Origin of the sequence: Marinomonas sp. IMCC 4694 (assembly GCF_008122525.1) — a bacterium.
Lineage (GTDB): Bacteria > Pseudomonadota > Gammaproteobacteria > Pseudomonadales > Marinomonadaceae > Marinomonas.
In genome coordinates, this window is the sequence record NZ_VSRV01000001.1 from 1,868,941 (window position 1) to 1,891,323 (window position 22,383).

Here is a 22,383-nt window from a genome sequence, read left to right on the forward strand (position 1 = left end):
TCATTTCGCTCCTTTTTTCGCCAAACGTTTTAAGCCGCGAATACTCGCCTCGCTGGCGTCTAAAAACTCAGATTTAAGCTGACGAGAAGCCAGCGCCAACGCATAACGCGCGCTCAATGCTTTGCTTCCGACAATAACAACCGGGCTTTCTGGCGTGCTCAGTGATGCCGCCTCGAACGCCAGCAAAGTGTCATTCACATCATGACCAATCACCACGCCCGACAAATAATCTCTCACTTCATCAGCGGCCAATTCACCGCACACAAACCGACTGCGAGCGCTAAACAAATGATGCAAAATGCCTCCGCCTTGTTGGCTGGCCAATACACCTTGATTAAACGCGCCTTCGTTTAACACGTCGGACTTAGGCAACCCTTTGACCAAACTGGATTCATCGTTGAGACGCGCAAACAACTCGCCCGTAATCGAAGTCGAAAATTGCGTCACGTGACCGTTTTGGATTTGCACCCATTTGCAGTGTGTTCCGGGCAAACAAAAAACAGGGGCTTCCTCGGTGCGACCTTGCGCTTCCAACCAATCCATTGCGCCTAATAATTGCGTCTCTTCACCACGCATCACATCGTGATACCCCGCGACACCTTCACCTTGCAAACCGGGAACAATCGCAATGGGATTAGGCAAAGCGGTTTTTAACCAATGTAGGTGTTCGGATAAATCACTGAGTTTTATCGGACAATGCTGATATGGCACTTCTTGCCAACCGCCACGACTGCCCACCATGCCCGCCATGTAAATCGGCAAATCAGTGGTTAGCCAGTCGTCCAATAAATCCGCTAATACGGCCTCGAATTCCGACGCGCCCAGCTTCAACATGCCTTGATCACTGTCCCGTTGCGCCTGAATATCACCATGCTGATTCATCAGAAAGGCGCGTAAATTGGTGGTTCCCCAATCCACCGCGATAAAGCTCGCGTTGCCGCTTAAAGAGTGAGAAACAGAATTTGATGACGTCATTACAAGCGCCCTCCATCAACCACCAGACTTTGTCCAGAAATCATCCGGCTGTCCTCTGCGCCTAAGAACAGCACCAAATCTGCTACGTCTTCTGGCTCAATTTTTTCTTTCAATGACTGCTGCGTCATTAATTCTGCTTCGGCGTCTGGGGTTAGCCACAAGCGTTTTTGCTTTTCGGTCATCACCCAACCGGGCAACACCGTATTGACACGAATTTTTTGCGCGCCCAACTCACGAGCCAAACCTTTTGTTAAACCAGAGATACCCGCTTTGGCGGTGACATACCCCGGATAACCCGCCAGCCCAAGCATCCACGAATTGGAACTCATGTTGATAATGCTGCCGCCTCCCGCGTCTGCCATGGCGGGCGCTACCGCTTGCGCCGCAAAAAAATGATGCTTCAAATTCACCGACATACATTGATCAAATTGTTCCGATGTCAGCTCTTGTAGCGTATGACGATGATCATTCGCGGCGTTATTCACCAGAATTCGAATCGCTCCCCACGCCGCCATTCGACCATGAATGGTGTCTTTCAGCGTTTCAATTTGCGTCAAATCAACCCGATCAAAATGCACCTGGTAACCTTGTGCTTTCAACGCTTTTGCCAACGCATCGCCTGCCGCTTGGTCGATATCAAAAAAACTCACTAAACAACCTTGTTGCGCCAACGCTCGCACCAGCGCTTCGCCAATGCCGGACGCTCCTCCACTTACCAGCGCATGTCGACCGGCCAAGCTGGGATACATCGTCTTGTTTTTATTATTTATCATTAATGAGACTCCCGACTCACTTTCGAGCCACTGCTGCCGACGAGGAAATCCAAATCGGCTCCTTGATCAGCTTGCATTACGTGATCGATGTACAATTTTGCGTAACCGCGATGGTAATCACTTTTTTCTGGTTGCCATGCGGCTTTACGGCGTGCCATTTCTTCGTCCGTGATGTGCAAATGCAAACCACGTCCTTCTACATCAAGGGTAATTTCATCACCGTGTTGTACCAACGCCAATGGCCCACCCATGGTGGATTCTGGCGCCACATGCAGCACGACAGTACCAAATGCGGTGCCGCTCATGCGTGCATCACTAATGCGAACCATGTCCGTAATACCTTGTTCCAATAACTTACTTGGCAGAGCCATGTTGCCCACTTCTGGCATGCCCGGATAACCTTTTGGGCCACAGCCTTTTAAAACCAAAATAGAGTCTTTATCCACGTCCAATTCCGGCGTATCGATGCGCGCTTTGTAGTCTTCGATGTTTTCAAACACCACAGCCTTGCCGGTGTGTTGCAGCAATTCTGGTGTCGCCGCGCTTGGTTTAATAATCGCCCCTTGTGGTGACAAGTTGCCGCGCAATACCGCAATGCCAGCATTGGCCCGCAACGGTTTATCAAGCGGACGAATCACTTCTTCGTTGAAACATTCTGCGCCTTCGGTGATTTCGCCCAAGCTCGCGTTGCAAACGGTATTGGCCGACATATCAAACAGATGGCTCAAGCGCTGGATCAAGGCGGGGAAACCACCCGCGTAATGGAAATCTTCCATGAGGAATCGACCCGATGGCATCAAATCCACCAAACATGGAATGTCCGCCCCGATTCGATCCCAATCGTCTAGGGTCAAATCCACCCCAACTCGACCAGCAATCGCCAGTAAATGCACCACCGCATTGGTGGAACCACCGATTGCTGCATTGGCGCGAATGGCGTTTTCAAAGGCGGATTTAGTCAGTATGTCTGACGGTTTAAGGTCTTCTTTGACCATCTCGACAATCCGCCCCCCCGTCATGTGTGCCAACGCCTGACGCCGTGCGTCCACCGCTGGCAAGGTGCCATTTTCAGGTAACGACATGCCTAAAGCTTCCACTAGGCACGCAATGGTCGATGCGGTGCCCATGGTCATACAGGTTCCACGCGAGCGAGACATGCCCGATTCGGCGCGCATAAATTCGTCTAGGCTCATTTTGCCGCCGCGTACGGCTTCACTGAATTTCCAAACATCTGTGCCTGAACCAATGTCTTTGCCACGATATTTACCGTTCAACATAGGGCCAGACGACACAACGATGGTTGGCAAATCGACCGAACACGCGCCCATTAATTGTGCCGGTGTGGTTTTGTCACAACCGCCTAGTAACACAACGCCGTCCATGCCGTAAGCGCGCATGGATTCTTCGACGTCCATACTCATCAAGTTACGAAACAACATGGCGGTTGGCTTCATTTGGGTTTCCCCCAAGGACATCACAGGAAATTCAAGCGGCACACCGCCTGCTTCCCATACACCGCGTTTGACGTATTCTGCTAATTCACGAAGATGCGCATTACACGGCGTCAATTCACTCCATGAATTGCAAATACCAATGATTGGTCGACCGTCAAAGCTGTGATCCGGTAAGCCTTGGTTTTTCATCCAACTGCGATGAATAAAGCCGTCTTTGTCTAGTTTTCCGTACCATTGCTGACTGCGCAGTGGTTTTTTGTCTTTATTATTTGTGTCGCTCATTCAGATATTCTCCGCCAAAGGCACAGCTTGGATGCTTAATAAAATAAGGGATTCAGGGTCTAAAATGGGCAACTGGAGACCCGCATGACTCAAGCTCGCACCGTTCAAAATAAGGTCCTTTTTCCACCATGCCGGTAAGGCTTTCATAAGGTGGCCTGGCAATGGACTGTGTTCCAACACCACCACTCGATAATGCTGTTCAGGCAATAAATTGGGAAAACGCACCGGCAACGTTTGCGCTTGTTTTGGCATGGCAAGCTGACTGTAAACCGCCAAACCTTGCCTGCCATCTTGACTTAATGCCCACTGGGTTTGTGCTCGGCCATCGGCGCTCGGTAAACGCCAATTATTGCCTTTATGCAAAATGTCACGATGCTGTTTGTAATGAGACAACCAATTCGCAATCGTCGCTTTTTGCTCTGCATTGGCGTCTAACAAGTTCCATTCGATGCCTAAATGCCCAAGCATGGCGGTGCCCACTCGAAATGCCACATCGTGAATTCGGCTGGTGGTATGGCTTTTATCTGGGCCAATGTGCGACCCCATAACGTCGGGTGGAAAGAAATAACTAAACCCACGCTGAATGCTCTGGCGCTCTAATGCGTCGTTGCAATCGGATGCCCAAAAACGCTTGGTGTAATTCAAAATACCAAAGTCCACCCGTGCTCCGCCGGACGAACAGCTTTCGATTTCCATGTCTGGAAACGCTTGGTTTATCTCAGCAAGTAACCGATACAAAGCCCCTACTTGAGCATGCGCTTGCGGGGCGATATCACCACTCGGTTGAGTGTAATCTCGATTCATATCCCATTTCACATAATCAATCGGATACTCTGTGAACAGCGTAAATAAACGTTCACGAATGTATTGATAAGCGTCTGGTTTGGCGAGATTCAATACCAGCTGATTGCGCGCCAACGCGGCGTTGTATTGAGGCAATTGCAACGCCCAATCGGGGTGAGCACGAAAGAGATCGGAATCTGGATTGACCATTTCAGGCTCAAACCACAAACCAAACTCCATACCGAGATCGTCTTTAACGTAACGGATCAGCGGCATCAAACCGTCTGGGTATTTTGTTTCATCCACAAACCAATCGCCCAACGCCGCTTTGTCATGATCACGACCATGGAACCAACCATCATCGAGGATATAACGCTCCACGCCCACGTCTGCCGCGGCTTTTGCCAAGGCTTTCAGTTGGGTCATATCATGATCAAAATAGAATGCTTCCCAAGTATTGAGATGCACAGGACGTGGTTTCGTAAGCTGCAAACGCTGACGCGCTTCTTGATGGAATTGTTGGCTCATGGTGTTCAAACCAGAAGCGCTGTGGCTGGATAAAAGTTCTGGTGTAGAAAGGGTTTCATTCGTCGCCAAAACGATCTCGCCCGGCAAATACAAGGCTTCCGCTTGCAAATAACGATGACCTTCTACTGTGTAATCGGCTTTTAATCTGTGATTGCCGCTCCACCCTAAATGCGCGCCGATCAGCTCGCCTTGCTGTTCGCCAAAACCTTGTTCGCCGACAATTACCGCAGGAAAGTTCGCGTGAGAATTACGGCCGTTACGATTTTCTTGCAACCAAGTCGATTGCCAATCGCTGCGCTCTTGCTGAAATTCTTGGCACCAACGACCATAAAAACCCATGCGTTCAACATAATGACTCGCCACCGGCAAAGTGCACGCCAAGCGCTGAACCGTCACCTCGCCCCGACCTTGATTGGTCAAGGTTAATTGTTGTCGCAACACACCCGATGACAACAACCCAATAGCCAGTGTGAGTGCAAGCTGAGCCACATTGTCTTCTAAGCGAATTGACCATCCCGCTTGGGTTTCATTTACGTCAATTAATGTCCAACACGCCGACCACACAGGGCGATCTTCTGCGCTGGTTTCCACCGCGGGCGATTGCAACCAGCCTCGGCCCGCTTCGGGAATCAAAGACATAGGCGCGGGCTTGTCCAACATGGCTTGTGGAATGGCCATTTGTTTCGACAAATACAGACTCGCCAAATCGGTTGTCGCAGGCAATGCATCACCAAAAAAAACCAACTCCGGTGCACCCTGTTGTGGACAAGCAATGACCAAGGTTTTGCCCTGCTGATCTTGGCGGTAAAAGTTCATGTCTACATTATTTTCCATCATGATTACCCTTTTGTCGCACCCAATGTTAAGCCTGCAATAAAGTGTCGTTGCATGGCGAAAAACAAGATAACCGGAGGCAATGCCGCGACAATAGAGCCCGCTGCAATCAACTGCCAAGACGCTATCCACTGACCTTTTAATGCACTAATGCCGGCGGTGATAGGACGTACTTCATCGCTCTGTACTAGCACCAATGCCCAAAAGTAATCATTCCAGATAAAAGTAAAAATCAGCACCGACAACGCCGCCAAAGCGGGACGCACCAACGGCAAGACAACATGCCAGAAAATCTGCCATTCGCTCACGCCTTCAACGCGCGCCGCTTCGATCAATTCATCCGGCAAGCCCACAATAAAGTTGCGCATAAACAAGGTACAAAACCCTGTTTGAAACGCGACATGGAAAAGGATCAAACCCGTCGCCGTGTCGTATAACCCCATGCCAATGGTTAAATCACGCACCGGAATCATCAGGATTTGAAATGGCACAAAATTTCCCGCGATAAACGCCGCGAATAAAGCCACATTACCCCGAAACTTGAACTTGGCCAGCGCATAGCCCGCCAAGGTAGACAAGGCCACCGCACCAATGACTGCCGGTACCGTGATCAAAATAGAGTTCAATAAATAGCGCAACATTGGCGTTTCGGTGAACACCATGGTGTAGTTTTCAAACAGCATCCATTCAGAGGGAATGCCCCAGTAATTACCGGCGTTAATGTCGCCGGTTGACCGTGCTGAGGTTAGCAAAACCGCCAACAATGGCAGCAACCACAGGAACAGCGAAATCCATACGGCAACGCGATAACTTAAATTAAAAGGTAAGGATCTTTTTTCGATAGGTGTTGGAAACATTAGGCTTTCTCACTCTTCAGCATGCGCCACAAAAAGTAGGCAATATAAATATCCATAATCAGGAACAACACCGTTGCTATTGCCGCACCGTAACCGGCTCGATAATTAAAAATGGACTGCTCATACATGAAGTAAGCCAGCACACTGGACGAGCCAAACGGCCCACCACTGGTCATGGTCGCCACAAGGTCAAAGCTACGCAGCGCGCCAATCACCGTCACCACAATAGCAATGAATGTGGCGGGTTTTAGCTGAGGAAGAATCACATGGCGCAACATTTTCCAGCCATGCGCGCCATCCAAACGTGCCGCTTCGATTTGGTCAGGATTGAGATTATTTAACCCTGTGAGGTACAAGATCATGCAATAGGCAATTTGCGGCCAAAGTCCCGCGACTATGATGCCGAATGTCACCCAATTTTCATCGGACAAAACGGCCACTGGCTCCATACCAAATAAGCCAAGTGCTTTATTGAAAAGACCAAAAGAAGGATCGTAAAACCACGAAAACACTAAGCCAACAACCACTTGTGAAATAACAAAAGGAAAGAAAAACATGGATTTAACAAGACGTATACCCATCATTTTTTGATTCAGAAACAAAGCAATTCCCAAACCAATTGGCGGCGCCAACATAAAAAACACCATCCAATACAGGTTGTTTTTTAAGGCTACCCAGAACTGATAATCATCAAACAGCTCAAAATAGTTACTCAGTCCAACAAAGGTTTTTTCACCAATGCCATCCCATTCGTAAAAACTCAGCCAGATACTCTGGAGAATAGGAAAGATCACGTAGACCACAAACATAATGACGGCTGGCGCTAAAAACACAACCGGCATCCATTGTTGTTGTCTGCTATGCAGTTTCTGCATGGCGCACACACCTCTTATTTTTTATTGGTTAATTTATTGCCCTACTGGTTACCTGAACACTGCCAAATAATTCGCTTAATAAAATAATGGAATAAAGTTCCGTTTTTTGCAATACTCATTTGAGAACATTTTTTCAGACAGGTCAATTCGATAAAATTGCCCTTTAAAACATCAGGACAACGTATGACAGAGACAAACACGAAGAGCGGAGGCTCATCACTGGATAAAGCCCTTAGTCTTTTACAAGAAGTTTGCAAAACTCCCTACCCACTTCGATTTGCGGAGCTAGTGGACAAAACAGACCTACCCAAAGCCACCGCGCATCGCACATTAACGTCTCTTACCGAAAAAGGTTTGATTCGATTTGACGACACCACACAACTGTATCATCCAGGTTACGGGTTATTAGAACTGGCCCACCAGGCTTGGTCAAAAATCGATGTGCGTGATATTGCCGCGGATCAAATGAAACATCTGTGGAGCGAAACTGGCGAAACCATTCACCTTGCGGTTCTGGATCGTGGGGAAGTAATCTACATCGACAAAATGGAAAGCCAAAAAAGCTTGCGGCTGTTTTCGGCTGTTGGCAAAAAAGGCCCTGCTTACTGTACCGGTGTCGGCAAAGCCATGTTAGCGTTTCTCAGTGAAGAGCAGCTTACCAAAGCCATTCAAGAACAAAGCTTCACTCAACACACCGCCACCACCTTAGTAAATGAAACCATGCTTCGCAACGAGCTAATTAAGATTCGTGAAAGCAAAATATCCTTGGATTTAGAAGAGCACGAAGAAGGCATTCAGTGTGCCGCTTCCGTTATCCTGAACCACAGAAATGAACCTATTGCAGCGCTGAGTATTACAGCACCCAAATTTCGCGTAGACGACGCACGCTTCCAACACTTTCAAGCACTGGTCAAAGACGCCTGCCAGATAGTATCCATCCGAATGGGGGCCATGGCCTCTAACTAGCATAGGAAAGTCCATTATGGCGACGATAAAACTAACAAACGTCATCAAACGATTTAACGACATTGAAACCATTCATGGCGTCGATCTGGATCTAAAAGACGGAGAATTTGTGGTCTTTGTGGGTCCATCAGGTTGCGGTAAGTCCACACTACTGCGTTTAATCGCAGGGCTTGAAGACATTACTGACGGAAAACTAGAGATCAATGACGTAAACATGAATAACGTTGCACCCGCCGATCGCGGTGTGGCCATGGTATTCCAATCGTATGCGCTCTACCCTCATATGACCGTCGAAGAAAACATGAGCTTCGGTTTGCGCATGAACGGCGTCGCTCCTGAAAAAATCAAGGAACAAGTGTCCAATGCGGCCAATATTTTACAACTCAACGAACTGCTCGACCGTAAACCAAAACAACTGTCTGGCGGCCAGCGTCAGCGCGTTGCCATTGGTCGGGCCATTGTTCGTCAACCAGAAGTTTTCTTGTTTGACGAACCGCTGTCGAACCTAGACGCTGAGCTGCGTGTCGACATGCGGATTCAAATCGCTCAGCTGCACAATAAACTCAAAGCCACCATGGTTTACGTGACGCACGACCAAGTTGAAGCCATGACCTTAGCCGATAAAATCGTCGTATTGCGCGCCGGTAACGTTGAGCAAGTGGGATCGCCACTCGAGCTTTACCACAACCCAGCCAATGAATTTGTGGCGGGCTTTATTGGCTCACCAAAAATGAATTTTCTCGATGGTAAAGTCATTAGCATAGATCGCCAAGACATGGCGATTATAGAGATTGCTGGTCAAACGTTAATCATCAAAGTGGATGGTTCTAAAATATCGGTGAATGAAACCATCAAGCTAGGCATACGGCCTGAACACGTTAAAGAAATCACCCAAGACGCAGATGTAACCTTGCTCATCGATATTGATGTGGCCGAACACCTTGGTGGGCTTACTTACCTTTACGGGCAATTTAAAGGGCATAAATTAACCATTGAAGTCAGCGGCGCCAACCTCACTCGAAACGGTGAAACCATCACCGTCGGCATCAAAAAAGAAGACTGTTACCTCTTTAACCAAAACGGCCAAGCGCTCGTTACCCGCCCAGTACCAGCGCGATAAACCACAGCACTCGACACAAAGCTCTTTGTGCCGAGTGCTCTCTTTGCATGTTTATAATCGCCTTCAAAACAACACTGCATTAAAACGCTCGTTTAACACCGGAACATTAAACCTGTTATATTGTCTTAGTGTTGCACGTTAAGGCATGCCATAATTTATGTTAACTGTGTCCTATCATAGAGATATAAGAGAGATCATTAATATGAATAAAACCTATAACAAGCTAAGCTCAATCGAAGCTCACGTTATTATTGATAAAGGCACAGAACGTCCTTTTACCGGTGAATACACAGACACGATGGAAGGTGGCGTTTACCTATGCAAACAATGTGATACCCCCCTCTACACATCGGAACATAAGTTCTTATCGCACTGCGGCTGGCCAAGTTTTGATGATGAAATCGAAGGTGCAGTAAAGCGCGTTCCAGATGCAGATGGCCGTCGTGTCGAGATCGTTTGCGCGAACTGCGAAGGCCATCTTGGCCATGTGTTTGAAGGAGAAAGACTAACGGAAAACAATATCCGCCACTGTGTTAACTCCATATCCATGATGTTCAAAAGCAACAACTAATCCTACGCTCAGAACATAGATGCCTATTATTGCTGATATGTTCTGAGGGTCACATACTCACCCACCTTATGCCAGCCATAGCGACAACAACCCCTGGCAAACATTAGAGTCTTCAAAACACAAAAAAAGGACATCAGAAAAAGCAGTGGCTTGTGGTAACAAGTCGCATGTAAGAAATGAAATAAGAGAGAGAAATAAAAATGATACGTGGTTACTATGTTGATTGAAGCATAAAATGACAAATTGGCTAGCAAAACATCAATGAGTTACGCAGCTTTTTGAAGCATAAGTTGACAAATTATTGAGCCATAAGGTGACAATTATTTATAATTCCAAATTCTATTATATTTTCCATGTGGTAATTTTATTACATTGCATCATTCAGCTTCAACTAAGATTTTATTATCGGAATACTGCAATTTTTAATCCTGAAGTGTAAATGTCCGTACCTTAATAATAGAAATTCAATCAATGCATTGGAGGGCCAACAAACGTTGTAAATATCGCTGTGACCACCAAGATTGAAGAAGCGATCATTTTTTCCATTAAAATAGATTTTTGTATAAGCGTTGTATTGCCGCGCTCTAATATTAACGGTACAAGATGCAACTTGTGATAGGCCGCCATCACTAGAATTGCCACGACCAGAGCAAGCTTCACCAGTAACCAAAAGCCATAATCTGTCGAAAACAAGCCCTGCCACCCTGTTAATATGAAACTCATCCATGCACCACACACAATCAAAACCAACACCGCGTAGGCAGCAAGTTTACCGAAATGCTCCAACACCTTGTTTGACTCTTCTGCCGTTGCACTTCGTATGACTAACCACAAAGGAAACAAAAGCCCTAACCACCAAGCAGCGATTAAAATATGAGCAAAGAATATAATTTGATAATACCAAGCTTGCTCTGTCGCATGACCCGTGAATGAAAACGAATAAATCAAACTGGCTATGCCCAAGGAAGCGACCATTAATGCAAGGCGTGAAAATGGCCACAGACTGAAGGCACGATCCGACCCAAGGGTAAATGACGCTATGATCACCAAGCAATAACCAATCACATTAGCGATTAAGGTACTGCCCGCAGGCGAATCCCAATAGATAGAGACCATCATAGGGTCAAACATGAGCGATAGACCCTCTTCCATCGCCCCACCAACGAGGATAAAAAAATAAGCTATTGTCGCCGCTAAACCAATCAACGCACCTCCTCGTACGTACCTTTTTATACTACTCAATAAAGCAGACTGATGACGCAACAAACAAAATGCAAATAGCCCACCTACAACGCTTGATATACCAAAATACAATAACCAACGTGTCAATAATTGCGCGATTTCCCAGTTCGTTAACATCATACAGCCCCTTTTTTATAAAATGAAAAGCCTAAAAGATATAATCTAATTAGCCAGTTGAACTAAACAGTTTAAATGTTCAAATTAATGCTGCATAAAACCATAAGAGCCTTTCATCATGTGTCCATCTTCGCCCATTGCTTTCCAATGAACTGTATAACTGTCCGGCGCCAACATTGGTAACATAGTTTGAAAATTTTTCGTTGTTGCACCGTCACGATTAAACCGAACCGACACGGGCTTACCTTTAGATCCTACTACCTTGAGACTTACAACTTTCATAGGGTTCTGGAAATTTAGCTCTACTCGTTCTGCTTGAGCCATTAGCATGGCACCGTCTTTGGGGTATGTCATGGTCATCATGCCGTGTGCATATACGTTTACAGCAGCTGTCATTGCGAATACAGAAAGCGCTAATTTGATTTTGTTCATACTATGATCCTTTAAAGTTTAATTGCTTTGAGCTTAATATTGGTTTGCACTGGCACAAAGAGGAGCCCACCTGTACCAGCATTTTGTGCGGCTCTGAAAAACCGCGTTTTACATCGATTGAAACAAACACTCATTTCAATGAAGATTTTTTCCATAGAAAATACACCGCAGGCAACACTAATAACGTCAGTACGACCGCGCTCACCATACCGCCAACCATAGGTGCAGCGATTCGACTCATCACCTCCGATCCCGTTCCAGTACCATATAAAATTGGCAACAAGCCGATAATGATGGATACCGCCGTCATCATCACCGGACGAACTCGCATACCAGAGCCATGAAGCACCGCATGGTAAAGCGTGTCCGCGCGAGGTAAGACGCCTTTTTCAGCGCATTTTTTTTGTGTCTCTACCCAAGCTTGATTCAAATACATCAGCATAATGACGCCGATTTCCACGGCCACGCCAGCCAGCGCAATGAAGCCAACCCCCACAGCAACCGAGAAATTGAAGCCAGACAAATACATCAGCCAGATACTACCCACCATAGCAAATGGCAAGGTGCCCATAATGATCGCCACCTCGTAGAAATTACGGAAGTTGATATACAAGAGGACAATAATGATGGCCAATGTAAGCGGCACTACATAAGTCAGCTTTTCTTTTGCCCGTTGCATATACTCATATTGACCAGACCAATTTAACGAATAACCTGCTGGTAATTGCACTTGATCTGCTACGATTTTTTGTGCGTTTTCGACATAACGACCAATATCTACACCTTCAATGTCCACAAAGGTCCAACCGTTTAAACGCGCGTTTTCACTTTTTAATCCTGGCGGACCTTCTTCCACATACACATCAGCAATATCCCCCAAAGCAATTTGTAAACCATTCGGAGTCACGATTGGCAAAAGGGCTAGTTGCTCTGGTGAATCACGATATTCTTGTGGATAGCGAACATTAATGGGATAGCGCTCAAGACCCTCAATAGTATTAGTGACATTCATGCCACCCACCGCCGAAGAGATAAGCTCTTGAACATCTTGAATGTTCAGCCCATAACGCGATGCCTTCGCGCGATTAATGTCTATATTGACGTAACGACCACCGGCCACACGCTCAGAATACACCGATGCCGTGCCTTCAACTGGTTTCAAGATTTTCTCTAGCTGCAAACCAATATCTTGAATCACTTTTAGATCAGGACCTGCAACCTTTATACCCACAGGGGTTTTGATGCCCGTTGCCAGCATATCGATTCGTGTTTTGATCGGCATTACCCAAGCGTTAGTAATGCCAGGGATCTTGACCAGCTGATCCAGCTCTTGCTTGATCTTGTCGCTGGTCATACCGTCTCGCCATTCAGAATGAGGCTTGAGTTGAATAAAGGTTTCGATCATCGTCAAAGGTGCTGGGTCTGTCGCGGTTTCCGCGCGGCCAACCTTCCCAAAGACAGTTTTCACTTCTGGCAAGGTCGCAATTAATTTATTCGTTTGCTGCAATACCTGACGTGCTTGTCCGATGGAGATCCCCGGATAGGCAGTTGGCATGTACATCAAATCACCTTCGTCTAGGTTAGGAATAAACTCACTGCCCAACTTATTTAACGGCCACATACCAATGGCAAATATAGCAATCGCCACCAAAATGGTGGTTTTCGGAAAACTCAACACGGCTTTCAGCGCTGGCATATACACCGCGATCAAAGCCCGATTAACGGGGTTTTTATGCTCAGGCAAGACTTTACCTCGCACAAAGTACCCCATCAAAACAGGTACCAGAGTGATGGCTAATGCCGCCGATGCGGCCATGGCATAGGTTTTGGTATAGGCCAACGGGCCAAACATCCGTCCTTCTTGGGATTCCAAGGTAAACACAGGCACGAAACTGACGGTGATAATAAGCAGACTAAAGAATAACGCGGGGCCGACTTCGGTAGCCGCGGCGGTCACTACCTGCCAACGGTTCTCCTTGGTCATTTCGACTTTTTCCATATGCTTATGGAGATTTTCTATCATCACGATTGCACCATCAATCATGGCGCCAATGGCAATCGCAATACCGCCAAGCGACATGATATTGGCATTAATACCCTGCAAATGCATGACGATGAAGGCGGTCAAAATACCGACAGGCAGACTGATGATGGCCACCAAAGAGGAACGCACATGAAAAAGAAACACCATACAAACCAACGCAACCACAAGGAACTCTTCCAGCAGTTTGGTCCATAAATTCTCCACGGCACGATCAATCAAACCAGAACGATCATAAACCGTCACCACCTCAACGCCTTTTGGCAAGCTGGATTTCAAGGTTTCCAATTTCGCTTTTACGCCTTCGATGGTTTTCTGTGCGTTTTCACCAAAACGCATCACCACCACGCCGCCGACAGTTTCGCCTTCACCATTGAGATCTGCTAACCCTCGACGCATTTGTGGGCCAATACCAACGTCTGCCACATCTTTGATCGTCAACGGTGTGCCACTTTCACTGACGCCAAGCGGAATCATTTCAATATCTTCGACGCTCTGTATATAACCAGACGCTCGAACCATGTATTCAGCTTCAGCCATTTCAATGACCGACGCGCCGACTTCCTGATTGCCGCGTTTTATAGCATTTTGAATGTGGCTCAATGGCATGTTTAACGCGCGCAATTTATCTGGATTCACACTTACTTGATATTGCTTCACCATGCCGCCAATGGGCGCCACTTCCGATACACCAGGCACGGTTTGTAATTCATACTTCAAGAACCAGTCTTGCAGTGAACGCAATTGACTCAAGTCGTTTTGGCCGGTTTTATCGACCAAGGCGTACAAATATACCCAGCCGACCCCCGTTGCGTCTGGCCCCAATTGCGCTCTTGCGTTACTGGGCAGGGATGGCGCAACCTGACTTAAATACTCCAATACTCGGCTTCTCGCCCAGTACATATCGGTATCTTCATCAAAAATCACGTAGACATACGAATCCCCAAAGAACGAATAACCGCGCACAGTTTGAGCACCGGGCACAGACAACATCGCCGTGGTCAACGGGTACGTAACTTGATCTTCCACAACTTGTGGCGCTTGTCCTGGATAGCTGGTTTTAATGATAACTTGTACATCAGACAAATCAGGAATGGCATCAACAGGCGTATTTTTTAACGAATACAAGCCAGCGCCCACTAAAATAAAAGTAGCCAATAACACCATGAATCGGTTGTTTATGGACCAACGAATGATCGCTTCAATCATGATATTCCCCTACTCCGTGTCAGCGTCAAAATAGTCAGTGACCATGAATTTCACACTGCTTTCCCGCGTAATCTCAAGCTGAATATCTCTACCAATTGGCAATTCATCCAGCGTCAACCAATCAGCTAACTCAAAGTCCATCGTCATCTTTGGCCATTTCCAATCAGTAATAGCATCATGATTCACATTCACCATCCGCGTTGTCGCATCAATACGATTAATGCGTGCGGCTACCCAAACATTGTTAGCAGGTTCTGCTACTGACATTTCATTGCCAGACATTGACGTGTTAGTCATTTCAGTGCCACTGGCAGGCATTGACGTCTGCTCACTGTCTATATTCATGCGTTTGAAATCCGAGCTTTTGCTGGATTCAGAGTCCAACAAAAACTGCGCCGATGTCACGACCTCATCACCCAACACCAAGCCATCTAAAATTTCCACGTAGTCATCGCCGAACGCGCCGGTTTCAACTGCAATCGATTTATAACGCCCTTCACCCAATGCCAGTACCACGCGATTTTGCTTGCCGCCGCGAATTAGAGCTTCTTTTGCAATCAATCGTTTTTTACCTGGGTCCGTGGTTTCAATACGAATATGGGCAAACATATCTGGCTTCAGGAGTTGCTCAGGGTTGTCTAAACGAATGCGAACACGCAAAGTGCGGTTTTTGGCATTTAGAGTCGGATAAATAAAATCCACGTTACTGGCAAAGGTTTTCCCCGGTAGGAAATCCATAACAGCCTCAACCGGTTGACCCACCGCGACAAGATGCGCTTGGCGTTCAAACACTTCGGCATCCAACCACACCTCACTCAGATCCGCGATCGACATCAAGGTTGTGCCTGGCTTAATGTAGAAACCATCTTGAATTCCAAGGTTGTCAATCACACCGCTTTGTGGCGCAAAAAATCGCACTGTTTGAGACACTTTGCGCTTTGTCTTTAACGATTGGATAAAACTGCTCGACACTTGCAGAGCTTTTAGTCTTTCTTCACCCGCGTTGATCATGCGCTGGTCTTTGCGCGCTAACGCAAAGACAAATTCTTCCTGCGCATTCACCAAGGTTGGTGAATACAGATCGAACAAAGGCTGACCTTTTTCAACTGAATCACCATTGAATTTAATAAAGCTCTTTTCAATCCAACCTTCGACACGAGGGTGAATATGAACAATCTTGTCTTCGTTGTAGGCCAAATAGCCCACTGTACGAATGTCTGGTTTCAGTACGCCTTCAAACACTTTTCCGGTTCGCACGCCAAGGTTATTAACGACTTCAGGCGAGATACTCACAGTACCAGCACCCTGATTATTGGAACCTTGATCATCACCATAAAAAGGAATCAAATCCATTCCCATAGGAGATTGACCCGGCTTGTCACGACGGTAATTTGGGTCCATTGGCGCCACCCAATATAAAGGCGCTTTTTCACCTTTCGTGACTGATGCACCAGCATTCATTTCCCCGTTCATGGCATTAAATGCTTGAAGACCAAAGTGATAACCCGTAGCCGAAAGAACGCCACCTAGTACAAATACACCGATATACCCGATTACTTTCATTTGAGTTTCACCTCTTCATCTTGTGCCATCACATAATTCAATTCTGCCAAGCGCTTAAAACGCTCAATGCGAATATTCAACAATTCAATATGCGCATTCAATGTCGCGATACGCGCCTGAACCACATCCGAAAAAACACCATCATTGCTGGTATAAGCATTCAACATGGCTTGTGCGCTTTCTCTGTAACTAGGAAGTAACTTTGTTTGATAAAGACGGATTCGTTGATCTAGCAGAGTAATATCAGATGTCAGAACACGGTATTTCGCCATGAGTTCATTCAGCACCAGCTGCTTTTCAGAAAGAAAAGACTCAACTTGTAAGGATGCGGCTTTCACCTGAGCATCCTGTCGACTAGATGAAAAGATTGGCACGCTGACACTCACCGCAATCGACGCCAGATCGGCTCGATCTTTACCACTTAGGTCATCACCGCGATAACCGTAACCCAACGTAACGCCCCATTCTGGTTTGTACTTTTGCTCGGCAATCGCTTTATCTATCTGCGCGGTATTGGATTGAACATCGACAATGCGAACCAAAGGATGCAGGCTCAGGCGAGCCGCCAATGCCAATGAATTCGATGAAAGGATATTAGACGGGGTTACCATAATGGGTTCACCCGTTGTTTTCAGGGTGATATCTTGATCAGCTGTGTTCTGATCAGCCATTGTCGGAAGAATATATTGGGATAATTTTTTCAGTGCATTTTCTTTCGCTTGGCTAAGCTGCGTAAGGCGATGATCTAACTTAATCAACTCCAGTTCAGAGCGCACTAAATCTTGCTGTTTGGCTCGCCCGTACGCCGAGCTATAACTACTTTCCACTACCTCATGAAGTTGTTCGAACAAGGTTCTATTTTGCTTAACGAGTTTGATACTTTCTTCGTAGCTGTAGGCCGTTAGCCAAAGATTTGACACTTCCATCGCCAGCATTGCGCGACGATTATCTCGCATCAAGGGCATTTGATCGCCTTGCGCGGCGTACTTTTCCCCTGTTAAACGTAAGGTATCGCCAGCTGGAAACATCTGCGATACCGACACGTTAAATTGTGTCATCGCTTCTTGGTTAAAATCAAAACTGTCAGTTGGCATATTCAATAAACCAACATTGATTTTTGGATCCGGCGACGCCGTCATGCCTTGGCTTAAGGCGCGAATGGCATTCTCTTTCTGCTGGCTGGAAATCAACCAGTCATCTTGGGAGACGGCTTTTTCCACCGCTTGTTGCAGGCTTAACACTTCTGCGCTCGCAACAAGTGGCAGCAACGACAATAAGAAAACGGAGGCAATACGATTCGTTTTACCGATTAAAAATCGACGGCAATAGACACTCTGTAATACATGACAGAATGCCAAAAATTTGTTTTTGGCCATTGGCTCGACTACTCATTTTTAAATTCATAAAATCTCAACGCACATTAAAGCGATGAGTGAAACTGCGAATTTAAGAAATGACTATAGGGGGGAAATAAGGCGTATTTGGGTGGGTAGAAACGTAGAATTCAGACGACAGAGTCGTGTGAACAGAAGAAATATTGTCGGAATCAGAATGATAGCTGACCAGTAAGCCTGAAAAGCTACTGCAATGATTGTCCATACAATTTTGGTGATTATGCTCTGATGTCAGACTGGAACATTCATCCGCTGAGGTTGAGGCACAAGAGGAAACTTCTTCAGAAGGCATATGATGAACTGATAAATCAGACATGGTATGCGCTCCCATAGACATCATATTCAAGGAAGATGACATCATACTGTTCGTAGCCATTGCCATCGAAAATAACGATAGCACAAACAGCAACAAACACACGAAACCGTGTTTACTCGCTGATATACTGATGTTATTTAAAACAAATGAAGGCATTTATAAAGCTCTCTGCTACTCAATAACAAATCATATGTGAGTAAAAAGCGTAAAGCAACTCAAACTTAAATTTTGATGATCCTCATTTTAGGGAAGGCTTGAAGTGGGGAATCATTTTTTGTAGCTATTTAGGCGGAATGAAATATGGACCTTCTAAGCTTTACTAGGGAAACTGCGATTAAGAATTCTCATTGTGGCCATTATCTCAATAAATTCGATTTCACCTGTATTTTTAACGATTTTGAAATCAGGTGTATATCGACAAACCTTATTGTCAGCTTGATACTCAATACAGGTAGGTTGCGACTCAAAGGAAACAATAGTGGGGAAAATTCAAGATGGAAACAGGCATCAAATTCTAAACCGCTCTCGCACATTACTGTAGAACGATTCTTCCTACTTACAAATTTGTAAATATTTTTATTTGGACTGGGTTTGCGGAGATTACGATTGTACATAACCTATTTGTAAGTTGTAATTAAATCACAACTTACAAATAGGTTATGTCAGCAAATATTGCAAATTTGACAATTTATGGTTCAAATTTGTCAGCTTATGCTTCAATTTACATACTAAAATAAAGGTGGCATCTCTACCAGCCGCACCTCGGCACACGAGTCGACCGCTGTGGCTGCTTCCTTCCGGATCTGACCAGATTAACGGTTTATCGTTGCGAGGGGACCAGCAGAGACACCATAAAGGAGGCTTGTTGACCTTGGGGCACAATTATACGCAGCCAAGTTGAAATATCAACCGCCTTTCCTGCGTATTTTTAAATACTCAAAAAATAGTGTGCTTCTTTTGATTTTCCACTCCTTAAAGCGCTTTTGATGGCTATATCAGTAAATCCATTTGGGATAAGATAATGCGTCATTAAAAAATGGGGCAAAAGTGTGAGCTTGAAACAGTACGAACATCTGGCCCAAGGCCAAGCATTATCACTCGATACGGTGATTAACCATTTAAAAGCAGACGACCATGGTTTGATCGCAGCGATTGCTCAACAGCACGACACCGGTGAAGTGCTGATGTTGGCTTATATGAATGAAAAATCAATTCGCGAAACTTTAGCGACGGGACAAGTCTGTTATTGGTCTCGCTCTCGCCAAACCTATTGGCGCAAAGGGGAAAGTTCAGGACATCGACAAAGCTTGGTGTCTATGTCATTTGACTGTGATGGCGATGCCATTTTAATGCAAGTCGATCAAAAAGGCCCCGCTTGCCATACGAACCGCCGCGATTGCTTTTTCTTTACCGTAGAAAACGACCAAGTTGTTGTTCGCTCTGCCCCTATCGATGACACAATATAACCATCAATAATGGTGACGTGATTACCAGGCATCGCGTCACTATAAAGCAAAATTAGATTTTATTAGGAGAAAACCATGTGTCGTTGGATGGCGTATCAAGGGGATCCAGTTTACCTTGAGTCTTTGTTGTTTGAACAAGAGCATTCATTAATACATCAAAGTTTAAGCGCTAGAAAGTCAGAAGTGACCGTAAACGCAGATGGTTTTGGTCTAGGCTGGTACGATGAACGAGAAGAGCCTGGCCTGTATCATGAAATCTTACCCGCATGGAGTGACAGCAACTTAAAGAGCCTCGCCAGACACATCAAAAGCGGGTTGTTTTTCGCTCATGTCCGAGCGTCTACTGGCACAGAAACAAGCCGGTCTAATTGCCACCCTTTTAGTTATAAAAATTGGCTGTTCATGCACAACGGTCAAATTGGCGGCTATGATGCCCTTCGTTGGCAATTAGATCGATTAATACCAGAGCATTTATACAGTGAGCGCCACGGCGCAACCGATTCTGAACTGATCTTTTTATTGATGATTGCGAACGGATTAGAAACCGACCCGGAGGGAGCCATTGCCAACACATTAGCTCAAATTCTTGCCATTATGAAACACAAAAAAATCATAGAGCCATTTCGATTTACTTCTGTTTTTTCGGACGGTGAAGAAATTATCGCAGTGCGCTTTTCCAGTGACGCCCAAGCCCCTAGTTTGTATTACAAAGAGTTCGATTCGCACATTGTTATTGGCTCAGAACCATTAGACCATTGCAGTGACAGCTGGACCTTGGTGCCAGCAGGACATATGGCCAAAATCAAACACCACACTCACACGATCCAACCTTTATTCTGCTAAATTTTCATGGCGTAAGGATCATTAAGCCAATGAATACCATCAAAAAATACACCGGCTGGCTGGTGCTTGGCACCCTGCTTTTTTACCTCGCCTCCGTGGCTCAGGTTATGTCTGTCTTGCTTCCGACATTGTTTGCATGGATAGCCAACATCGCTATGTGGCATACACTTGCTCCTAGCGCGAAACGTCAAGTTACTTGGTTAATGGGAATCGGTTTGTTGGCGCTGTTATTTGGAATGTTAAAAGGCGTGTGGATGTCGTGGCAACAAGTATTCGCGGTAAATCTTCCTATGCTGGCGATGTTTGTTGCCGTGTCTTTTTTGGATTTAACCAATTCAACAGATGAAAAACGCCCACTTCCAAAAGGGCTCAGTGCTATTTTCAACACAGCCATTGGCGTTCAAGTGCTAGGCGCAGTGATCAATCTGTCTGTTATCATGGTGTTTGCAGATCGCATGAAAGGCTCACGGCCATTAACCTCAACACAGCAATTTATTCTGACGCGCAACTTCGCAGCGGCCGCTTGGTGGTCACCGTTTTTTGTTGCTACCGGAATAGCACTGATTTATGCGCCCGGCATGCAATGGCAAAAAACACTGATCCCTGGTCTTGCCATGGGGGTCGTTGCTATTATTTTTTCGACAATCGATGCGTATAGACATACCAATAAGCGAGCTGAAAACGAATTCAAGGGCTACCCTATTCGTCGGGAAAGTCTTTTTATTCCCTTATTTCTGGCTTTATCCGTGATCCTTTTTCACTTTATCTGGCCAGAAGTCAGTATTTTAATACTTATTTGCGTGCTAGCGCCTTGTGCCACAATATTGCTCATGCGCACACCGTCACGGCTAACCAGCTTACGACATTTCGTTGATCATAAGCTGCCACAAATCGGCAGCCAATTTGCTTTGTTTTTGGCCGCCGGTATTTTTTCAAACGGCGTCAGTGCGCTTATTCTCAGTTACCCTGAGTGGTTTAATTTAAACAATTTCACTTTTAACCCTGCGCTATTCTCTATCACACTCGCCACTATGATCTTATTGGGCCTTGTTGGGGTGCATCCTGTGGTTAGCGTGGCCATAGCCAGCCCCATGTTGCTCCCCCTTGACCCTGACCCTACCCAGCTCGGCTTCCTGTTTCTTAGCGCTTGGGCCATTTCCGCCGGCAGTAGCGGGCTTACTGGTCTGGGATTACTAATGACCAGTCGCTATCAGATACCCACCAAAACCATCGTTTCAAACAGCGCGTCTTATGCTGTATTTATGTGGCTGCTTTGCTCTTTAGTGAATGGTTTCTATTGGTAAGAATGCACAGACTATGATTTTGTATTGAAATACGTACACTCAAAGCCACTTACCTCAGCACGGAGCGACATGGCTTTCTTGGACGAGGCCCTCTTTACATCACGAATGAAATGAATAATAAGGCCAAAAACACTAAAACGCCTGAACATACAAACAAAAATCGTATAACATTCGACATTAAAGCAAGGACTAACCAGTCATAATAAAGAGGTGTTTAATGAGTCAACTCATGGAAAAAGATATTTCTTGTCCGTATTGTGGCGAAAGTATAGAAGTTATCATAGAAATGCTCGAAGATAGCCAAGAATACATAGAAGATTGCCAAGTCTGCTGTCGGCCTATTGTATTTACCATTGATGTTGCCTTTGACGGCTCGCAGACTGTTTATGTACGGTCAGAAAATGAAACCTATTAATTGGTGGCCTCGCTACAGGCAAC

General features: G+C 45.9%; 19 protein-coding genes and 1 other RNA gene. 7 read left to right on the forward strand and 13 right to left on the reverse strand.

All coding sequences use genetic code 11. The annotated features are described in order from the left end of the window. From FXV75_RS08530 to FXV75_RS08555, 6 genes are read right to left on the reverse strand one after another with little or no spacing between them, the layout of a single operon-like run. Window positions 1–975, reverse strand: a complete 975-nt coding sequence (locus tag FXV75_RS08530) for a 2-dehydro-3-deoxygalactonokinase (protein WP_148832507.1) — start codon at window positions 973–975, stop codon at window positions 1–3. After that, window positions 975–1,748, reverse strand: coding sequence for an SDR family NAD(P)-dependent oxidoreductase (locus FXV75_RS08535; protein ID WP_148832509.1), 774 nt, complete (start codon window positions 1,746–1,748; stop codon window positions 975–977). The genes FXV75_RS08530 and FXV75_RS08535 overlap by 1 nt, the downstream gene beginning before the upstream one ends. Then, window positions 1,748–3,484, reverse strand: a complete 1,737-nt coding sequence (locus tag FXV75_RS08540; RefSeq protein ID WP_148832510.1) for an IlvD/Edd family dehydratase — start codon at window positions 3,482–3,484, stop codon at window positions 1,748–1,750. Before FXV75_RS08540 ends, FXV75_RS08535 begins: the two co-directional genes overlap by 1 nt. After that, window positions 3,485–5,632, reverse strand: coding sequence for an alpha-galactosidase (locus FXV75_RS08545; protein ID WP_262368498.1), 2,148 nt, complete (start codon window positions 5,630–5,632; stop codon window positions 3,485–3,487). It abuts the gene before it with no gap. Window positions 5,633–5,634: 2 nt separating this feature from the next. Further along, window positions 5,635–6,486, reverse strand: a complete 852-nt coding sequence (locus tag FXV75_RS08550) for a carbohydrate ABC transporter permease (RefSeq protein WP_148832512.1) — start codon at window positions 6,484–6,486, stop codon at window positions 5,635–5,637. Further along, window positions 6,486–7,361: a carbohydrate ABC transporter permease gene (locus tag FXV75_RS08555; RefSeq protein ID WP_148832515.1), complete on the reverse strand. Its 876-nt coding sequence runs from the start codon at window positions 7,359–7,361 to the stop codon at window positions 6,486–6,488. Before FXV75_RS08555 ends, FXV75_RS08550 begins: the two co-directional genes overlap by 1 nt. Before the next feature lie 183 nt (window positions 7,362–7,544). Here FXV75_RS08555 and FXV75_RS08560 point away from each other — a divergent pair, with 183 nt between their 5' ends. From FXV75_RS08560 to FXV75_RS08570, 3 genes are all read left to right on the forward strand, one after another. Beyond that, complete coding sequence (locus FXV75_RS08560) at window positions 7,545–8,327, forward strand: IclR family transcriptional regulator (protein WP_148832517.1); 783 nt, start codon at window positions 7,545–7,547, stop codon at window positions 8,325–8,327. 16 nt (window positions 8,328–8,343) lie between these two features. Beyond that, a complete protein-coding gene (locus FXV75_RS08565; RefSeq protein ID WP_148832519.1) occupies window positions 8,344–9,447 on the forward strand; it encodes an ABC transporter ATP-binding protein in 1,104 nt (367 codons plus the stop codon). 202 nt (window positions 9,448–9,649) lie between these two features. Next, complete coding sequence (locus tag FXV75_RS08570; protein ID WP_148832521.1) at window positions 9,650–10,018, forward strand: methionine-R-sulfoxide reductase; 369 nt, start codon at window positions 9,650–9,652, stop codon at window positions 10,016–10,018. A gap of 468 nt (window positions 10,019–10,486) precedes the next feature. Here FXV75_RS08570 and FXV75_RS08575 read toward each other — a convergent pair whose 3' ends face one another. From FXV75_RS08575 to ffs, 7 genes are all read right to left on the reverse strand, one after another. Beyond that, the gene (locus FXV75_RS08575; RefSeq protein ID WP_148832523.1) at window positions 10,487–11,380 is read right to left on the reverse strand and encodes a copper resistance D family protein; all 894 of its coding nucleotides are present in this window, start codon (window positions 11,378–11,380) and stop codon (window positions 10,487–10,489) included. Window positions 11,381–11,461: 81 nt separating this feature from the next. Beyond that, window positions 11,462–11,809, reverse strand: a complete 348-nt coding sequence (locus FXV75_RS08580) for a copper resistance protein CopC (protein WP_067014165.1) — start codon at window positions 11,807–11,809, stop codon at window positions 11,462–11,464. A 130-nt stretch (window positions 11,810–11,939) separates the two neighbouring features. After that, window positions 11,940–15,059 (reverse strand): efflux RND transporter permease subunit, encoded by a 3,120-nt coding sequence (locus tag FXV75_RS08585; protein WP_148832525.1) that lies wholly within the window; start codon window positions 15,057–15,059, stop codon window positions 11,940–11,942. Window positions 15,060–15,068: 9 nt separating this feature from the next. Continuing rightward, window positions 15,069–16,622: an efflux RND transporter periplasmic adaptor subunit gene (locus tag FXV75_RS08590; protein ID WP_148832527.1), complete on the reverse strand. Its 1,554-nt coding sequence runs from the start codon at window positions 16,620–16,622 to the stop codon at window positions 15,069–15,071. After that, on the reverse strand, window positions 16,619–17,998 hold the full coding sequence (locus tag FXV75_RS08595) for a TolC family protein (protein ID WP_148832529.1): 1,380 nt from the start codon (window positions 17,996–17,998) through the stop codon (window positions 16,619–16,621). Before FXV75_RS08595 ends, FXV75_RS08590 begins: the two co-directional genes overlap by 4 nt. A 70-nt stretch (window positions 17,999–18,068) precedes the next feature. Next, entirely contained in the window at window positions 18,069–18,332 is a 264-nt protein-coding gene (locus FXV75_RS16425) for a hypothetical protein (protein WP_222863114.1), read from the reverse strand. Between the two features lie 746 nt (window positions 18,333–19,078). Further along, window positions 19,079–19,175: signal recognition particle sRNA small type (gene ffs / locus FXV75_RS08605), an RNA gene on the reverse strand. Window positions 19,176–19,381: 206 nt separating this feature from the next. Between ffs and hisI the strand changes: the two genes are divergently transcribed. The 4 genes from hisI to FXV75_RS08625 all read left to right on the forward strand — a co-directional run bounded on the left by hisI (window position 19,382) and on the right by FXV75_RS08625 (window position 22,360). Then, a complete protein-coding gene (gene hisI, locus FXV75_RS08610) occupies window positions 19,382–19,798 on the forward strand; it encodes a phosphoribosyl-AMP cyclohydrolase (protein ID WP_148832533.1) in 417 nt (138 codons plus the stop codon). Window positions 19,799–19,873: 75 nt separating this feature from the next. Further along, window positions 19,874–20,641 (forward strand): class II glutamine amidotransferase, encoded by a 768-nt coding sequence (locus tag FXV75_RS08615; protein WP_148832535.1) that lies wholly within the window; start codon window positions 19,874–19,876, stop codon window positions 20,639–20,641. A 29-nt stretch (window positions 20,642–20,670) separates the two neighbouring features. Then, window positions 20,671–21,945, forward strand: a complete 1,275-nt coding sequence (locus FXV75_RS08620) for a hypothetical protein (protein WP_148832537.1) — start codon at window positions 20,671–20,673, stop codon at window positions 21,943–21,945. Window positions 21,946–22,174: 229 nt separating this feature from the next. Further along, window positions 22,175–22,360, forward strand: a complete 186-nt coding sequence (locus FXV75_RS08625; protein ID WP_262368499.1) for a CPXCG motif-containing cysteine-rich protein — start codon at window positions 22,175–22,177, stop codon at window positions 22,358–22,360. The last annotated feature ends 23 nt before the right edge of the window (window positions 22,361–22,383 follow it).

Excerpts from the sequence above, each read along its gene's own strand:
- FXV75_RS08530 (WP_148832507.1), bottom strand. The coding sequence starts at position 975 with ATGACGTCATCAAATTCTGTTTCTCACTCTTTAAGCGGCAACGCGAGC.
- FXV75_RS08535 (WP_148832509.1), bottom strand. The coding sequence starts at position 1,748 with ATGATAAATAATAAAAACAAGACGATGTATCCCAGCTTGGCCGGTCGA.
- FXV75_RS08540 (WP_148832510.1), bottom strand. The coding sequence starts at position 3,484 with ATGAGCGACACAAATAATAAAGACAAAAAACCACTGCGCAGTCAGCAA.
- FXV75_RS08545 (WP_262368498.1), bottom strand. The coding sequence starts at position 5,632 with ATGATGGAAAATAATGTAGACATGAACTTTTACCGCCAAGATCAGCAG.
- FXV75_RS08550 (WP_148832512.1), bottom strand. The coding sequence starts at position 6,486 with ATGTTTCCAACACCTATCGAAAAAAGATCCTTACCTTTTAATTTAAGT.
- FXV75_RS08555 (WP_148832515.1), bottom strand. The coding sequence starts at position 7,361 with ATGCAGAAACTGCATAGCAGACAACAACAATGGATGCCGGTTGTGTTT.
- FXV75_RS08560 (WP_148832517.1), top strand. The coding sequence starts at position 7,545 with ATGACAGAGACAAACACGAAGAGCGGAGGCTCATCACTGGATAAAGCC.
- FXV75_RS08565 (WP_148832519.1), top strand. The coding sequence starts at position 8,344 with ATGGCGACGATAAAACTAACAAACGTCATCAAACGATTTAACGACATT.
- FXV75_RS08570 (WP_148832521.1), top strand. The coding sequence starts at position 9,650 with ATGAATAAAACCTATAACAAGCTAAGCTCAATCGAAGCTCACGTTATT.
- FXV75_RS08575 (WP_148832523.1), bottom strand. The coding sequence starts at position 11,380 with ATGATGTTAACGAACTGGGAAATCGCGCAATTATTGACACGTTGGTTA.
- FXV75_RS08580 (WP_067014165.1), bottom strand. The coding sequence starts at position 11,809 with ATGAACAAAATCAAATTAGCGCTTTCTGTATTCGCAATGACAGCTGCT.
- FXV75_RS08585 (WP_148832525.1), bottom strand. The coding sequence starts at position 15,059 with ATGATTGAAGCGATCATTCGTTGGTCCATAAACAACCGATTCATGGTG.
- FXV75_RS08590 (WP_148832527.1), bottom strand. The coding sequence starts at position 16,622 with ATGAAAGTAATCGGGTATATCGGTGTATTTGTACTAGGTGGCGTTCTT.
- FXV75_RS08595 (WP_148832529.1), bottom strand. The coding sequence starts at position 17,998 with ATGGCCAAAAACAAATTTTTGGCATTCTGTCATGTATTACAGAGTGTC.
- FXV75_RS16425 (WP_222863114.1), bottom strand. The coding sequence starts at position 18,332 with ATGTCTGATTTATCAGTTCATCATATGCCTTCTGAAGAAGTTTCCTCT.
- FXV75_RS08615 (WP_148832535.1), top strand. The coding sequence starts at position 19,874 with ATGTGTCGTTGGATGGCGTATCAAGGGGATCCAGTTTACCTTGAGTCT.
- FXV75_RS08620 (WP_148832537.1), top strand. The coding sequence starts at position 20,671 with ATGAATACCATCAAAAAATACACCGGCTGGCTGGTGCTTGGCACCCTG.
- FXV75_RS08625 (WP_262368499.1), top strand. The coding sequence starts at position 22,175 with ATGGAAAAAGATATTTCTTGTCCGTATTGTGGCGAAAGTATAGAAGTT.